The organism is Arenimonas aestuarii, from assembly GCF_054781715.1.
Genome location: NZ_BAAGTW010000004.1, coordinates 712,064 through 727,709, shown reverse-complemented (window position 1 = coordinate 727,709; position 15,646 = coordinate 712,064). Strand labels below are relative to the sequence as shown.

15 protein-coding genes are annotated in these 15,646 nt (G+C 67.0%); 8 read left to right on the top strand and 7 right to left on the bottom strand.

Features of this window, described 5'->3' with window-relative positions; all coding sequences use genetic code 11:
- Nucleotides 1-39 precede the first annotated feature (39 nt).
- Nucleotides 40-1,632, top strand: coding sequence for a calcineurin-like phosphoesterase C-terminal domain-containing protein (locus ACYVJH_RS04315; protein WP_460453415.1), 1,593 nt, complete (start codon nucleotides 40-42; stop codon nucleotides 1,630-1,632).
- A 7-nt stretch (nucleotides 1,633-1,639) separates the two neighbouring features.
- On the opposite strand, the gene mtnC is transcribed toward ACYVJH_RS04315, so the two are convergent.
- The 3 genes from mtnC to ACYVJH_RS04300 are packed head-to-tail and all read right to left on the bottom strand — an operon-like array spanning nucleotide 1,640 to nucleotide 3,515.
- Nucleotides 1,640-2,329, bottom strand: a complete 690-nt coding sequence (gene mtnC, locus ACYVJH_RS04310) for an acireductone synthase (RefSeq protein WP_460453414.1) — start codon at nucleotides 2,327-2,329, stop codon at nucleotides 1,640-1,642.
- Nucleotides 2,326-2,883, bottom strand: coding sequence for a 1,2-dihydroxy-3-keto-5-methylthiopentene dioxygenase (locus tag ACYVJH_RS04305; RefSeq protein ID WP_460453413.1), 558 nt, complete (start codon nucleotides 2,881-2,883; stop codon nucleotides 2,326-2,328). Before ACYVJH_RS04305 ends, mtnC begins: the two co-directional genes overlap by 4 nt.
- A complete protein-coding gene (locus ACYVJH_RS04300) occupies nucleotides 2,880-3,515 on the bottom strand; it encodes a methylthioribulose 1-phosphate dehydratase (protein WP_460453412.1) in 636 nt (211 codons plus the stop codon). Before ACYVJH_RS04300 ends, ACYVJH_RS04305 begins: the two co-directional genes overlap by 4 nt.
- A 121-nt stretch (nucleotides 3,516-3,636) precedes the next feature.
- Between ACYVJH_RS04300 and ACYVJH_RS04295 the strand changes: the two genes are divergently transcribed.
- From ACYVJH_RS04295 to ACYVJH_RS04270, 6 genes are all read left to right on the top strand, one after another.
- Entirely contained in the window at nucleotides 3,637-3,957 is a 321-nt protein-coding gene (locus ACYVJH_RS04295) for a high-potential iron-sulfur protein (protein ID WP_460453411.1), read from the top strand.
- 81 nt (nucleotides 3,958-4,038) lie between these two features.
- On the top strand, nucleotides 4,039-5,391 hold the full coding sequence (locus ACYVJH_RS04290; protein WP_460453410.1) for a DNA recombination protein RmuC: 1,353 nt from the start codon (nucleotides 4,039-4,041) through the stop codon (nucleotides 5,389-5,391).
- 98 nt (nucleotides 5,392-5,489) lie between these two features.
- Complete coding sequence (locus ACYVJH_RS04285) at nucleotides 5,490-7,025, top strand: alanine/glycine:cation symporter family protein (protein WP_460453409.1); 1,536 nt, start codon at nucleotides 5,490-5,492, stop codon at nucleotides 7,023-7,025.
- A 197-nt stretch (nucleotides 7,026-7,222) separates the two neighbouring features.
- Nucleotides 7,223-8,029 (top strand): helix-turn-helix transcriptional regulator, encoded by an 807-nt coding sequence (locus ACYVJH_RS04280; protein WP_460453408.1) that lies wholly within the window; start codon nucleotides 7,223-7,225, stop codon nucleotides 8,027-8,029.
- An 86-nt stretch (nucleotides 8,030-8,115) separates the two neighbouring features.
- Nucleotides 8,116-9,192, top strand: a complete 1,077-nt coding sequence (locus ACYVJH_RS04275; protein WP_460453407.1) for a serine hydrolase domain-containing protein — start codon at nucleotides 8,116-8,118, stop codon at nucleotides 9,190-9,192.
- A 646-nt stretch (nucleotides 9,193-9,838) separates the two neighbouring features.
- Nucleotides 9,839-10,555, top strand: a complete 717-nt coding sequence (locus ACYVJH_RS04270) for a hypothetical protein (RefSeq protein WP_460453406.1) — start codon at nucleotides 9,839-9,841, stop codon at nucleotides 10,553-10,555.
- A 233-nt stretch (nucleotides 10,556-10,788) separates the two neighbouring features.
- Here ACYVJH_RS04270 and ACYVJH_RS04265 read toward each other — a convergent pair whose 3' ends face one another.
- Together ACYVJH_RS04265 and nhaC are read right to left on the bottom strand one after the other, a co-directional pair.
- Entirely contained in the window at nucleotides 10,789-12,144 is a 1,356-nt protein-coding gene (locus ACYVJH_RS04265; protein ID WP_460453405.1) for a sodium-dependent transporter, read from the bottom strand.
- Nucleotides 12,145-12,174: 30 nt separating this feature from the next.
- Nucleotides 12,175-13,662: a Na+/H+ antiporter NhaC gene (gene nhaC, locus ACYVJH_RS04260; RefSeq protein WP_460453404.1), complete on the bottom strand. Its 1,488-nt coding sequence runs from the start codon at nucleotides 13,660-13,662 to the stop codon at nucleotides 12,175-12,177.
- A 95-nt stretch (nucleotides 13,663-13,757) separates the two neighbouring features.
- Here nhaC and ACYVJH_RS04255 point away from each other — a divergent pair, with 95 nt between their 5' ends.
- Complete coding sequence (locus tag ACYVJH_RS04255; RefSeq protein WP_460453403.1) at nucleotides 13,758-14,327, top strand: NUDIX hydrolase; 570 nt, start codon at nucleotides 13,758-13,760, stop codon at nucleotides 14,325-14,327.
- Here the strand turns inward: ACYVJH_RS04255 and yeiP are convergent.
- A complete protein-coding gene (gene yeiP, locus ACYVJH_RS04250; protein ID WP_374605267.1) occupies nucleotides 14,290-14,853 on the bottom strand; it encodes an elongation factor P-like protein YeiP in 564 nt (187 codons plus the stop codon). The genes ACYVJH_RS04255 and yeiP overlap by 38 nt on opposite strands.
- Before the next feature lie 16 nt (nucleotides 14,854-14,869).
- Nucleotides 14,870-15,637 carry an SDR family NAD(P)-dependent oxidoreductase gene (locus ACYVJH_RS04245; RefSeq protein WP_460453402.1) on the bottom strand — a complete coding sequence of 256 codons (768 nt, stop codon included), beginning with the start codon at nucleotides 15,635-15,637 and terminating at the stop codon, nucleotides 14,870-14,872.
- Nucleotides 15,638-15,646: the final 9 nt, after the last annotated feature.

The window sequence follows — 15,646 nt, the reverse complement described above, 5'->3', positions numbered from 1 at the left end:
GATTGGCGATAATCGCGCTTCCTTTCCCGGGAGTCGTGCATGCGCCTGTTGATCCTTGCCTGGCTGTTGCCGTTGGCGGTCCTGTCCCCGGAGGCCATGGCACGCGCCTGCAATGCCGGCGTGGTGTTCGAGGACACGGACGGCGACGGCCGGCGTGACCGCGGCGAGCCGGCGCTGGCCGGCGTGCAGGTGTCCGACGGCCGCCGCATCGTGCGCACCGACGCCCTGGGTCGCTGGTCATTGCCGCCGTCGCCCGACCACACCGTGTTCGTGATCAAACCGGCCAGCCACCGGTTTCCGTCGGGCGCCGACGGCCTGCCGGTATTCTGGCGCCACGTCGTGCGCAGCCGGCAGCCGGCGCTGCGTTACGGCGGCCTGCCCAGGCAGGCAACGCGCTGCCACGATTTCGCGCTGTTGCCCGGGGCCGTGGCGGCCGCGGAGCCGCTGGAGGTGCTGGTGTTCGGCGACCCGCAGCCCAGGACCGCCATCGACGTCGACTACTACGCCCGCGACATCGTCGCGCCGATCGTGGGCGCGGCCAGGGGCGCGCCGGCGGCCGACCTGGGCCTGACCCTGGGCGACGTGGTCAGCGACGACCTGTCGCTTTACCCGGCCATGACCCGGCACACCGCGAGCCTGCGCACGCCCTGGCTGCACGCCGCCGGCAACCACGACCTGGACTTTGACGCGGCCGGCGACGAACGTTCGCTCGATACCTTCCGCCGCCACTTCGGGCCCGACACCTTTGCCTGGGAAGAAGCCCACGCGAGCTTCATCGTGCTCGACGACGTCATCTACCAGCCGGGCGCCGCCAGGCCCTATGTGGGCGGCCTGCGCGAAGACCAGTTCGCCTTCCTGGCGGCCTACCTGGACGGGCTGCCGCGCGATCGCCGCCTGGTGCTGGCCGCGCACATCCCGTTCTTCGACGAGCCGGGCCGCGAAACCTTCCGCCGCGCCGACCGCGAGCGCCTGTTCGCGCTGTTGAAGCCCTTCACCCGGGTGTTGTTGCTGACAGCCCACGGCCACGTGCAGCGCCACCACCGCCACGGCCCCGCCGACGGCTGGTCCGGCGCCGAGCCGCTGCACGAGTACAACGTCGGCGCCGCCTGCGGCGGTTACTGGAGCGGGCTGAAGGACGCCGATGGCATCCCGGATTCGCGCATGTCCGACGGCACGCCCAACGGCTACGCCAGCGCCAGGTTCGACGCCGACGGTGGCTATGCCCTGCGTTGGCACGTCGCCCGTGGCGGCGACGTGGCCATGCACCTGCACGCGCCGAAGGTGCTGCGCGCGGGCGCCTATCCGGGGGTGGGCGTCTACGCCAACGTCTACATGGGCGAACCCGACAGCCGCGTCGAATACCGCGTCAACGGCGGCGACTGGCGGGCCATGCGCCTGAGCGACCAGCCCGACCCGGCCCTGCGCACGCGGAACCTGCTCGACGATGCCGCCGGCCAGCTGCGCAGCTACGACCGCCTGCCGGAAGCGGTGGAAACGACCCATCTCTGGCGCGGCGCGCTGCCGACCGACCTGGGCCCGGGTGATTACCTGGTCGAGGTGCGCGCCTTCGACCGCTGGCGCGGCGAAATCAGGGCATCCACGTCCTACCGCCTGGAAACCGCGGCGCCCTGACCCCGGCTCAGGGGCTGATGGCGGAGAAGTCCTCGACCCGCGCGTGGCCATGCGTGGCCTCGCCGGTGCGCGCCGTCGGGTAGTCCTGGCGGCGATCCACCAGCACGGTGTCCAGGCCGGCCTGGCGGGCGGCGTCGAGCTCTTCGACCACGTCCGACAGGAACAGCACCTGCGCCGCAGGCACGCCCAGCGCCTGCACGATGCGCCGGTAGCTGTCGGCCTCGCGCTTGCCGCCGTATTCGGTGTCGAACCAGTCGGTGATCAGGCCGGTCAGGTCGCCGGCATCGGAGTGCCCGAAAAAAAGTTTCTGCGCCGGCACCGAGCCGGACGAATACACGCTGATCGAATGCCCGGCGGCATGCCAGGCACGCAGCGCCTGCACGGCGTCGGGGTAGATGTGGGCGGTGAAGTCGGCCTGGCCGTAGCCGTTCTTCCACATCATGCCCTGCAGGGCCTTGAGCGCGGTGTGCTTGCGGTCCTGGTCGATCCAGCCCTGCAGCGTCTCGACGATCATCTCGTCCTGGCAGACACCGCCGGTTTCCGCCGCCACCTGGTCCAGCCACCGGCGCACCTCCGGGTCCTTGCCCCGTGCCGCCACGAAGCCCGGCAGCGCGCGCCGCGCATAGGGAAACAGCACGTCCTTCACGAACGAGATGCTGGACGTGGTGCCTTCGATGTCGGTGAGGATGTGTTTCATCCGGCCTGCCCGGGCTCGTAGCGGGGGAAACGCCGGGCGATGTCGGTGCCGGTGAAGTGGCCGACCCAGCCGTCTGCTTCGGTGAAGAAGCGGATGGCGATGAAGCTCGGCTCCGGGCCCATGTCGAACCAGTGCGTGGTGCCGTCGGGCACGCCGACCAGGTCGCCGGCCTCGCAGCGGATTTCATAGACCCTGTCGCCCACGTGCAGCGAGAACAGGCCCGAGCCGGCGACGAAGAAACGCACCTCGTCTTCCTTGTGGTAGTGCTCGTCGAGGAACTTGGCGCGCGCCGCGTCCTTGGCCGGGTTGTCGGGCGAGATCGACACCACGTCCACGCTGTTGAAGCCGTTTTCCGCCACCAGCCGGTCGATGTCGGCGCGGTAGGCCGCCATCACGTCCTCGGGCGAAGCGCCGGGCTGCACGGGCGCGTTGGCCTGCCACTGCTCGAAGCGCACGCCGATGGGCTTCAGGCGCGCGGCGATCTCGGCAAGGTCCTCGGTGCTCGAGAGCGGGGCGGCGGGATCGTCGTGGTCAAAAATGCGAAGGCGGCTCATGCTTGCAGTCTCCGGAGGTCGAGTTCGCAGGACAGCAGGAATTCGAAGGCTTCCAGGTGCCGGCGGGCTTCGGCCATGTCCTTGCCCCAGGCGTAGAGCCCGTGGCCATTGATCAGGTAACCCCACATCGGCTGCTGGTCGAGCAGGGCGTCCACCCAACTGGCCAGTTCGTCCATGTCCTGGGTATTGGCCAGCACGGGCACGTCGACGGCCATTTCGTGGGTCTGGTTGCCGGCCAGGGCCTTGAGCAGCTCGTAGCCTTCCAGGTGCACGTGGCCCTGGGCGGCGTACAGGCGCGAGGCCACGGTCTGCACGTGCGAATGGGTGTGCAGCACGCAGCCAACGTCCGGGTAGCGGGCGTAGAGCTGGGTGTGCAGCAGGGTTTCGGCCGAGGGGCGGTGTTCGGTGGCCACGGCCTTGCCGGCCATGTCCACGACCATGATGTCCGTGGCCACCAGCCGGCCCTTGTCGCGGCCCGAGATGGTGATCGCGGCGTGGCGCTCGTCCAGGCGCATCGAAAAATTGCTGCTGGTCGCCGGCGTCCAGCCCAGGGCGGCGAGTTCGCGGGTGGCGGCGACGATTTCGTCGGCCCGGTTGGCCAGCTGGGCGGGGTCGTAGGGCAGGGTGTCCATGGGCCAAAGTCTAGCCGATGGGGCCGCGCCGGGTGGCCTTGACCTGCATCAACGTTGCGTTCACTCCAGATGGGTAAACTGCCGCCAGCCAACGGAAACCCTCCGTAGCCAAGGAGCACCCATGAACACCCCCAATACCTCCCGCCGTGGCTTCCTGGTCAAGGCCGCCCTGCTTGCCGCCGCCGTGCCCTTCGTGGCCCCGGCCCTGGTCGGCCAGGCCTGGGCGCAGGAACTCAAGCCGCTGCCGCTGGACAACCCGCAGGCCAAGGCGCTGGCCTACGCGCTTGATGCCACGACCGTTAAGCACCCGAGCTACAAGGCGGGCAGCAACTGCGGCAACTGCCAGTTCTTCACCGCCGCCACCGGCGCCTGCACGCTGTTCCCGGGCTTCTCGGTGCCCGCGGCCGCCTGGTGCAGCGCCTGGGCCAAGAAGGCCGCCTGAGGCCGCCCGGCCGGCCGTCTCGGCCGGTGAGACGCCCCGGAGGCTAGAATCCCCGGCATCCACTGATGCCGGGGTTTTCTTTTGTCCGCTACGCAGCTCGTTTTTCTCCTGATTGGCGTACTGGCCGGCGCCGTGCTGGCATTCCTGCTGGTTTCGGCCGGAAGCCGGCGCCAGCGTGAGGCCCAGCAGGCCGAACACCGCGAGGCCCAGGCCCGGCTCGACGCCGAGCTGCGTGAAAGCCGCGCCGCCCGCGACGCCAGCGAGGCCCGCGCCGCCGGCGCCGACACCCGCGCCGCCGCGCTCGAGGCCCGGCTGCAGGCCGAACAGGCCGCCGCCCACCAGCGCTACCAGGACCTCGAAAGCGCCCGCGAGCGCCTCAAGTCCGAATTCCAGGCCCTGGCCGCGGAAATCCTGGAAGACAAGTCGCGCCGCTTCGGCGAACAGAACGCCAACCAGCTGGGCCAGTTGCTCAACCCGCTGCGCGAGCAGCTGGTGGACTTCCGCAAGGTGGTTTCCGACACCTATGAAAAGGAAGGCCGCGAGCGCGTCACCCTGCAGGCCGAGCTCAAGCAGCTGCTTGAACTCAACCGCCAGCTCAGCGACGAGGCCGGCAGCCTTACCCGGGCCCTGACCACCGACAACCGCACCCAGGGTTACTGGGGCGAGCTCAAGCTCGAGCGCCTGCTCGAAAGCGCCGGCCTGGAAAAGGGCCAGCAGTACCTGACCCAGGAAAGTTTCAAGGACGACCAGGGCGACCGCTACCGCCCCGATGCGCTGCTGTTGCTGCCCGAGGACCGCCAGATCGTCATCGACGCCAAGGTGGCCCTGCTGGATTACCAGCGCGCCTGCGGCACCGAAGATTCAGACGAACGCGAGCGGCACCTGGGCAGCCACACCGCCGCGCTGAAGAACCACGTGCGCGAACTGGGCGAAAAGGATTACAGCCGCCTGCATGGCCTTTCCAGCCCGGACCTGGTGCTGATGTTCGTACCGGTCGAGGCTGCGTTCCTGGAAGCGCTGCGTCGCGATGCGTCGCTGTACGACTACGCCTTCGCCCGCAAGATCATCCTGGTGGGTCCGAGCAACCTGCTGGCCTCGCTGCGCCTGGTGGCGCAGATCTGGCGCACAGAAGCCCAGACCCGCAATGCCAAGGCCATCGCCGACCGCGGCGCGGCGCTGTACGACAAGTTCGTCGGTTTCACCGAGGACCTGGGTCGGGTGGGCGAACACCTCGAGCGTGCCCAGAAGGCCCAGCAGGACGCCCTGGGCAAACTGTCCCAGGGCCGTGGAAACCTGGTCCGCCAGGCCGAGATGCTGCGCCAGCTGGGCGTCGCGCCCTCGAAAAAGCTGCCGGCGGCCCTGCAGGACGCGTCCGCGCCGGATGAAGACGGCGTCGACGACGAGGCTGGCACTCCCGACGGTCCCGGTGGCTAGCTTCCGTCCCGCCGCCCGCCGCAGCCTTCACGGCCGGCTGTGGGCAGCAGGGCGCCGCTCGGGTTAGGCTGCGCGCTGGCTTGGGAGGAGCTGTAAAAATGCTGAATCGTCTTTTGATGGTCGCCCTGATGTGGCCGGCCGTGGGATCCGTGGCCGTCGCGCAGGAGGCCGTCGAGGGAACGGTCGCCGAGCAGACCACCGCCGAACGCATCGACGCGGCCGTGCGCCCGATCGCCGATACCGTTTCCGGCGGCATCTTCTATTCGGTGCCCATCGGTGGCGTCGAATTCCCGCTGATCGTGGGCTGGCTGATCCTGGCCGGTTTCATCTTCACGCTCTACTTCGGCTTCATCAACGTGCGCGGCTTCAAGCACGGCTTCGACCTTATCCGCGGCAAGTACAGCGACCCCAAGTCCAAGGACGCGGGCGAAGTCAGCCACTTCCGTGCGCTCACCTCGGCGGTGTCCGGCACGGTGGGCCTGGGCAACATCGCCGGCGTGGCCGTGGCCATCACCATCGGTGGCCCGGGCGCCACCTTCTGGATGGTGCTGGCCGGCCTGCTGGGCATGAGCACGAAGTTCGTCGAGTGCACCCTGGGCGTGATGTACCGGCTTGAAAAACCCGACGGCACGATCTCGGGCGGCCCGATGTACTACCTGAGCCGCGGCATCAGCGAGAACTACCCGAACCTGCGCCATTTCGGCAGCGCGCTGGCGATCATCTTCGCCCTGTGCGCCATGATGGGCGCGATCGGCGCCGGCGCGATGTTCCAGGCCAACCAGGCCTATGCGCAGATCGAAAACGTCACCGGCGGCATGAGCAACGGCAGCCTGTGGTTCGGCCTGGTGTACGCGGTGCTGGGCGGCGTGGTGGTCATCGGTGGCATCACCCGCATCGGTTCGGTGACGGCGCGCCTGGTGCCGGGCATGGCGGCGCTGTACATCCTTGGCGCGCTGTTCGTCATCTTCACGAACATCGGCCAGGTGCCGGCGGCCTTCGGCGCGATCATCGACGGTGCATTCACCGCGGAAGGCGTGACCGGCGGCGTGATCGGCGCGCTGATCCAGGGCTTCCGCCGCGCTGCGTTCTCGAACGAAGCCGGCCTGGGTTCGGCGGCGATCGCACACTCGGCGGTCAAGACCAAGGAGCCGCTGACGGAAGGTTTCGTCGCGCTCTGGGAACCGTTCATCGACACGGTGGTGATCTGCACGATGACGGCGCTGGTGATCATCATCACCAACCAGCACATCGTCGGCGGCGCCGACGGCGTGCAGCTGACGTCGAACGCATTCGCGACCATCGGCGACTGGACGCCTTATGCGCTGGCGGTGATCGTGCTGCTGTTCGCATTCTCGACCACGATCACCTGGGCCTACTACGGGGCCAAGGCCTGCAGCTTCCTGTTCAATGAATCGAAGGTGGCGCTGTACGGATTCAAGTTCTTCTACCTGGTGATGGCGGTGGTGGGCTGCACGATGCCGCTGGGCAGCATCGTCGACATCGCCGACGCACTGCTGTTCATCATGGCCATCCCCAACCTGATCGGCGTCTACCTGCTGATGCCGGTGGTGAAGAAGCACCTGGACTCGTACTGGTCCCGCCTCAGGTCCGGCGAGATCCGCAAGGTCGCCTGAGCACGCAACAGCAACGACAGGAGCGCCTCCAGGCGCGAAGGAACGGCCCGCGAGAGCGGGCCGTTTCCCTTTGATGCCGAAGGCAAGCCCCGCATCGATTTCGCTCATCCTCGTCGGCCCGTGACTTCCTGCCCGTGAGGGGGGTGCCAGACTCCGCTAGCCTGATCGGGCCGAATCTTCCGGAATGGCCTTAATCGATGCCTTGCCTTGGCTCGCCCGGCGCCCGCGCCCAGATCAGCGATTGCGAACTGCAACGGATGCAGGCGACCGTACCCGCGAAAGACGTCCAAGTGCATGAGCACGAGGAGGCGCACCTGGTCCTTGTCCTGCGCGGCACCTATGTGAGCGACGCCGTGGACATGCCCCCGGAGTGCGGCGAGCCGGCGCTTGTGTTCAACCCGCCCGGCACCCGGCATCGCGACCGGTTCGCACAGCCTGGCGGGTACTTTGTCTCCATCTCGCTGCCTCCTGCGGCCTGGGATCGCTACTGGCCGCATCAAGTGGCTTCGGTCCGAGCGCGACGACTTGGTATCGATGCCTTGGCCGCTGCACTTCGTCTTGCATCGACATTGGGCAGCTGTGATTCGGCAACGCTACTGGACAGGGAGGCGGACATGGACGCCTTGCTGCAGGTCGCTGCCTGGCGACCGCAGAAGCCGGTCCAGCGCGCACCCAAGTGGCTGGGTCGGGCACGCGATCGATTGCTCGCCGCGGACGAGCCATGCTCGCTGGGCGAGCTGGCGCTGGATTGCGGCGTTCAGCCCGCCCAGCTGTCGCGCGCCTTTCGAAGCTTCGAAGGCTGTACGCCGGGGCAATTCCTGAGGCGACACCGCCTCCAGCGTGTCATCACGCAGTGGACGCGCGAGGAATGGGGCTCGTTGACCGATGCGGCGCATGCTGCCGGGTTCTTCGACCATGCCCACATGATCCGGGCGATGCGCCAGGAAGTCGGCACCACGCCGTCCGAACTGCGATCAATGCTGTGGGCGGCCTGCGGCCCCTGAGGGCAGGCGAAGGCGTCAAATCTGTACAATTCCGCCCTTGAGGCCCTCGACTACCGTTCCGGCTTGCACAACGAACGGACAATCCAATGAAAACCTCACTTGCACTGGGCATCGCGCTTCTTTCTCTGCAATCCGCGAACGCGGCGCAGCCGCCTGACTTCGGCCCGCTGGACCAGGCCATCGAGGCCGGAGACTTCGGCAGCATTACGAGCCTGGTGGTCTCGCGCCACGGCGAAGTGGTTTTTGAGCGCTACTACGACGGGCTGGGCCCCGAGGCGCGCCGGAACACACGATCGGTAACCAAAACCGTTACTGGCATGCTGGTCGGCGCTGCGATCGCCGATGGGAAGATCAGTAGCGTGGACGACGCAGTCATGCCTTTTCTTGGGCGCGCCGAGCTTCCAGCCAATCCGGATCCGCGCAAGAGTGCGATGAGCTTCGATGCCCTGTTGAGTATGTCGGGGCCGCTGGAGTGTCATGACGAGAATTCGTTCTCGCGGGGCAACGAAGAGCGCATGTATCTCGTTGAAGACTGGGTGGGGTTTTTCCTAGACCTTCCGATCCAGGGTTATCCGGCGTGGATCCCTGCCCCGAAGGATTCACCGCACGGTCGGAATTTCCGTTACTGCACCGCGGGGGTGACCACGCTGGGTGCCGCGGTCCAGGGTGCGGTGGGGATGCCCCTGCAGCAGTACGCGCAGGAACGGTTGTTCGCCCCCATGGAAATCGAGGCGCCGGAGTGGCAGTTCTCGCCGCTGGGTCTTGCGCAGGGCGGGGGCGGCCTGTCCCTGCGTAGCCGGGACCTGCTCAAGCTGGGTGAAATCTATCTCAACGATGGACGCTACCAAGCTCAGCAGCTCCTGCCCGAGTCCTGGGTGGAGCTGTCTCGTAGCCCCAAGGCCGTCGTCGACCCCGAAGCCGGCATCGAATACGGCTATCTGTGGTGGCTGATGCAGTTTCCCGTGGAAGGCGGCGTGGTCAAGGCCTATTCGATGAACGGATCCGGCGGCAACAGTGTTCAGGTCGTCCCCGAATTTGATGCCGTCGTCGTGATTACCACGACCAATTTCAACGTGCCGCAGCCGCATCGAAATACGTTCCGCATCATGGCCGAGAAGGTCCTGCCCGCACTGCGTGGTGCCGGTGACCCGACGGTTGACTGATGACGGGCGGCAACTCCAAGGCCCCAAAGGTGGCGTCGTACGGTTTGAAGGTCCAAACCCCCGCCGCGGGGCGTTGGGGGGTTTCTGCTCCGCCTCCTCGATTGTCCGCTCCCGACCCGAAGCGGACATCGAATCCGGCGTACCGCGGCTTTTCCGGACGCGGATCTGGACGTTCCGAGACGAAATCCTGGAGCCAGCCGGCGTCCGGATTCTCGACGGATTGTTTACCGGACAAGGCCGGCCTAGACTTTCCGAGAATCATCGGCTTACCGGCCAAAAGCCCGAAGGCCGATCAGATGTATAACCGGACCCCGGGGGGTCCGCATATACGGTAGTCAGGCGCGAGGTTCTATGTCCGACCTTTTTGATGCCCTGGACCTATTCGTCAATCGGGCTTGGCGGATCACCACATCCGTTGCCGCCGGATCGGTTGCGGGCTTTATCGCGTACCTAGGAATTGGCGGAGGGACGGTGGCTCTCCTGGCTGCTGCTGCCATAGTCCTGGTGTCGACGACGCTAGGCATGCGCTGGCATAAACGAGCTTTTCCCCTGGAGTAGACCGCCATGCCTAAGCAATCATTCAAGCCGACGCCTTTGTCGTGGCTTGACTCAAGGTGTTAGAACGCGCGATCCGAGGGGGGAGGGCATGAAAGAGAGAATTTCTTGGTCGCGAGTGGCTGTCGAAGGTGTCGTGATCGTCGGGTCGATTCTGTTGGCGTTCGCCATTGACGCATGGTGGGACCAATTGGGAGAAGCCGAGGAAGAGCGGGCTGCCCTCGCGGGCCTTGAGTCCGACTTCTCGGGCTACATCGATGCGTTGGCTCGGATCCGAACAAAAAATGAGCGGCGCATTGACGCTGCGCGCCGGATAATGGCCGCGACCGGCTCGGCTCATGCACCACTCAGTGTGGCTGAATTCCAGTCGGACCTCGCGGTCGTGGTCACGTACAACCCGATCAGCCTTCAGCCGGGAACCCTTGGGTCGCTACTCGAGACCAACCGACTCTCCTGGATCAGCAACGCCCAGCTGCGCTCAAGGTTGGTGGACTGGGACCGGTACCAGCCTTTCGCGGGTGAGGGAAACCGATACATGGTGGAGCAGGCGAGCGGATTGGATGCCTTCCTGAAGCGCCGGTATCCGATGGAGGGGATTCTGCTCCTCACGCAGGACGCGCAACTTGACGCATCTGAGGCCAACTCCCGGTTTCCGGCGACGGCGGCGTCCCTCCTCACCGATGTCGAGTTTGCCAACCACATTGCGTACGCAGCAGATGCGTCCCGCATCGTTGTCAGGCGAGCCGAGATTCTCGAAGGGCAAGCCAACGAGATCCTGAATCTGTTGCGAACCGAGAACTCGGATTGAGGTGTCACCTCGGTGGCGCGGGTTCCAACGACGCTTTAGGGCGGACCGATAAGACGCGCTTTGGTGTTTCCTGAGATGGTATCGGCCAGCGGCCGCTCAATGCGGCCTTGAATGTCCGTACCTGGCCGAAGGCGGACGTCAGGGCCTTGGCATCCTTGCTGGCCAACAAGAAAACGGCCCGCTTTCGCGGGCCGCTATCGGGGTCGACGCCCCTCCCACAATGGGGCGACGTGTCAGCCCAGCAGCTTGGCCGCCAGCACGATCAGCACCAGCACCGGGGCGATGATGCAGATCAGGAAGCGCCATGCCTGGAAGCCGATGTTGCCGAGCTGCGACAGCTGGTCCTGGGTGATCTTGCGGCTGAGCACGTAGCCCGCGAACAGGGCGATCAGCAGGCCGCCGACCGGCAGCATGATGTCGGAGGCCACGAATTCGATGGCGCCCTGCAGGTCGCGGCCGAACACCCGCACGTTCTGCCAGACGTTGAAGCCCAGCGCCGTCACCAGGCCGATGGCCCAGATGACCAGGGCCGCGATGATCGCCGACTTCTTGCGCGACATCTTGCCCATTTCGACCAGGAAGGCCGTCGGCGGCTCCAGCAGCGAGATCGACGAGGTCCAGGCGGCCACGAACAGCAGGCCGAAGAAGGCCACCGCATAAGGAATGCCGAAGGGCATGTCGTTGAAGGCCAGCGGCAGCGAGGTGAAGATCAGGCCCGGGCCGCCGCCCGCCGGATCCAGGCCGAAGGCGAACAGCACCGGGAAGATCGCCAGGCCGGCAAGCAGCGCCACCGCCGTGTCCATGCCCGCCACCGTCACGGCGACGCGTGGAATGGAGATGTCGCGGGGCAGGTAGGCACCGTAGGTCATGATGCCGCACATGCCCAGGCTCAGCGAGAAGAAAGCCTGGCCCAGTGCGGCCAGCAGGGTGTCGCCGGTGACTTCGCTGAAGTCGGGCTTGAACAGGAACTCGAAGGCCTGGCCCACCTTGCCGGTGCTGATGCCGTAGGCCAGCAGGCCCAGCAGGATCAGGAACAGCAGCGGCATAAGGAACTTCACCGCGCGCTCCAGGCCCTTTTCCACGCCCATCGCCACCACGCCCACGGTCACCAGCATGAACAGGCTGTGCCAGAAGACCAGCGTCGTCGGGCTGGCGAGCATGGCGCCGAAGGTGGCGCCCGGGTCGCTGATCGGCGAGCCACCGAAGATCTGCGCCACGTAAAGCCAGACGTAGTGCAGGGTCCAGCCGCCGACCACGCTGTAGAAGCTCAGGATGGCGACCGCGGCGAGCATGCCGATCCAGCCGATCACGGTCCAGCCGCCGCTGTGGCCACCTTCGCGGGTGAGCTTGCGCAGCGTGTTCACCGGGCTCATGCGGCCTTCGCGGCCCATCAGGATCTCGGCGGCCATGATCGGCAGGCCGACAAGCAGGATGCAGCCCAGGTAGATCAGCACGAAGGCGCCGCCACCGTTGTCCGAGGCCAGGTAGGGGAAGCGCCAGATGTTGCCCAGGCCCACCGCCGAACCGCTGGCGGCCAGGATGAAGGCAAGGCGCGAGGACCACATGCCGTGGATTGAATTGGTGTCCATCAAGTTCGTCTTCCGGGTTGGATGGGGGGATCAGCCGGGGTGGCGATGTTCGACCACGACCTTCGGGCTGGTCTTGAGGATCTTGAAGCCGATGTAGGCAAAGATGCCGGCAAGGACCGGGTTCACCAGGTTGAACAGGGCGTAGGGCAGGTAGTCGAGCGTTGCCACGCCGAGGGTGGCGGCCATGTAGGCGCCGCAGGTGTTCCAGGGAATCAGCGGCGAGGTGATGGTGCCGGCGTCCTCGAGTGCGCGCGAAAGGTTCTCAGGCGCCAGGCCGCGCTTTTCGTATTCACTCTTGTAGATGCGGCCGGGCAGCACGATGGCCAGGTACTGGTCGGCGGCCAGGATATTGGTGCCGAAGGCGGTGACCAGGGTGGCGACGATCAGCGATCCGGTGGAGCGCGCCATCTTCAGCACGCTGCGGATAAGCCGCTCGAGCAGGCCGACCTTGTCCATCACCGCGCCGAAGGTCATGGCGCAGACGATCAGCCAGACGGTGTTGAGCATGCTCGACATGCCGCCGCGGTTGAGCAGGTCGTCGACGGCGGCATTGCCGCTCTCGCCCTTGTAGCCGTCGAACAGCGCCGTCCAGGCCCCCGAGAGCAGCGCCATCGGGCGGGACAGCGCCTCGTTGCCGGCCAGGGCCACGACCAGCTCGGGCTGGAAGACCACGGCGAACACGGCACCGAGCAGGGCACCGATGAAGATGGTCGGGAAGGCCGGGAAACGCCGGATGGCCAGCACGAACACCACCACCAGCGGAATCAGCAGGTGCGGGCCAAGCGCGAAGTGCTTTTGCAGCTCGTTCGACAGGTCGCCGAAACCCACCGCGGCGTCGCCGGCCGTGCTGCCCATGCTGAGGAAGGCGAAACCGACCAGGGCGATGGCCAGGCTGGGCAGCGTGGTCCAGGTCATGTGCCGCACGTGCGCGAACAGCTCGCCGCCGGCGGCCGCCGGGGCCAGGTTGGTGGTGTCGGACAGCGGCGAGAGCTTGTCGCCGAAATAGGCGCCGGAAATGATCGCGCCGGCGGTGATCGCCACGTCCAGGCCCAGGCCCTGGGCCACGCCGATAAGCGCCACGCCCAGGGTGCCGGCCACGGTCCAGGAGCTGCCGATGGTGATCGCGACGATGGCGCAGACCAGGCACACGGCCGGATAGAAGAACGACGGGTGCAGCACGGCCAGGCCGTAGTGGATCATCGTGGGCACGGCGCCGGAGAGGATCCAGGTGCCGATGAGCGCGCCGACGGCGAGCAGGATCAGGATGGCGGTGCCGGAAATGGCGATGCCGTGGATGATCGATCCCTGGATGTCGTCCCAGCGCATGCCGTTGCGCAAGCCGATGATGGCGGCGACGCCGGCCGCCAGCAGCAGCGAAATCTGGTTGGCGCCGTAGGACGAATTGTCGGCGTAGAGGTAAACCGCCAGCGGCAACAGGATGAACAGCACCAGCAGCGGCAACAGGGCCTGCAGCAGGCTCGGATCGCGACCCGGACGGGCCGGCGAGGTCTCGGACATGAACACTCTCTCCCCAGAGGTATCGCCCGAGTTTACCCGAGCGGGCGGGGCGTCGTGGGTAGACTGGGGGTCCTGTCCCCGCCCGTCCGTGTGCCATGCCCCCTGAATTCGACCTGGCCGCCGCCCTGGCCGACTACCGCCGGCACCATGCCGGGGAAACCGAGGTGGTGGACCTGTTCCAGGCCCTGCTCGCCGATCGCGGCCCGGTTTACGAACGGCGCCGGCTGGCCGGGCATTTCACCGGCTCGGCCTGGCTGGTGGACCTGGCCGGGCAGCGGGTGCTGCTGACCCACCACCGCAGGCTGGGCCGCTGGCTGCAGCTGGGCGGGCACGCCGACGGCGACCCGGACCTGGCGGCGGTGGCGCTCAAGGAAGCCGAAGAAGAATCGGGGCTGGGCGACCTGGCGGTCGAGCCGGTGATTTTCGACCTGGACCGGCACGCCATCCCCGCCCGCGGCGAGGAGCCGGAGCACTGGCACTACGACGTGCGTTTCGTGGTGCGGGCGACCGGCAGCGAAGATTTCGCGGTCGGCGAGGAGTCGCTGGACCTGGCGTGGAAGCCGATCAGCGAACTCGCGGCCGATCCGGCGGCGGATGAATCGCTGCGCCGGATGGCCGGGAAATGGCTCAGGCGCGACCGCCGAACTCACCCGTCGTCGTACTGACCAGGATCTTCTCGCCGTTGGAGATGTACTCCGGCACCATGATCTCGATGCCGGTGTTGAGCTTGGCCGGCTTCGGGCGCTTGGTCGCGGTGCCGCCCTTGAGCTCCGGCGGGGTGTCCACGACCTCCAGCACCACGCTCGGCGGCAGCTGCACGGCCACCGGGGCGTCTTCGATCAGCTGCACGTAGCAGCCTTCCAGGCCGTCGGTGATGTAACCGGCGTCGTCGCCGATGACGTCGGCGTCGAGCTGGTAGGGCGTGTAGTCCTCGGCGTCGAGGAACACGAACGCCTCGCCGTCCTTGTAGCTGAAGGTGCTGGCGCGACGGCTGAGCTCGACTTCACGCAGCTCGTCGTCGCCGCCGACGCTCAGGTCGAACTTCACGCCGCCGGGCACGCTGTACATGGTGAAGCGGAACTTGACGTTGCCACCGCGACCCTGCGGCGAGCTGCGCTCGATGTCGCGGATCTGGTAGACGGTGCCGTTGTGTTCGACGACGTTGCCTTTCTTGATGTCGGAAGCTTTCATGGGGTGGGCTCGGGGGTTACTTGGGGGCCAGGCGCACCGCGCCATCGAGGCGGATGGTTTCGCCGTTGAGGTAGCGGTTGCCGATGAGGTAGGCGACCAGGTCGGCGAACTCTTCCGGCCGGCCCAGGCGGGACGGGAAGGGGATCGAGGCCGAAAGCGACTGCTGCACCGCTTCGGGCATGCCATCGACCATCGGGGTCCAGAAGATGCCCGGCGCGACGGTGTTCACGCGGATGCCGAAACGCGCCAGCTCGCGGGCCATCGGCAGGGTCATGCCGACCACGCCGCCCTTGGACGCCGAATACGCCGCCTGGCCGATCTGGCCTTCGTAGGCGGCGACCGAGGCGGTGTTGACGATGATGCCGCGCTCGCCTTCGTCGGCCTCGTTGTGCTGCATCAGGTCGGCGGCGGCCTTGGCGACGTTGAAGCTGCCGACCAGGTTCACCATGACCGTGGTGGCGAAGTTCTTCAGCGGCATGGGCGCTTCCTTGCCCAGCACGCGGCCGGCGCCGAGGATGCCGGCGCAGTTCACGGCGGCGTTGAGCCCGCCCATGAAGTCCTTCGCGGCGGCCACGTTGGCGGCGACCTGGGCTTCGTCGGTGACGTCGGTGCGCCAGTAGCGGGCATTGGTTTCACCCAGCTCGGCAACGGCGGCCGCGCCCTTGTCGTCGTTGATGTCGAGCAGCGCGACCTTGCCGCCGGCGCCGACCAGGTGTTTGGCCACGGCCAGGCCCAGGCCGGAAACGCCGCCGGTGATGACGGCGCGGGTGTTCTTGATGTCCATCGAGGTCCC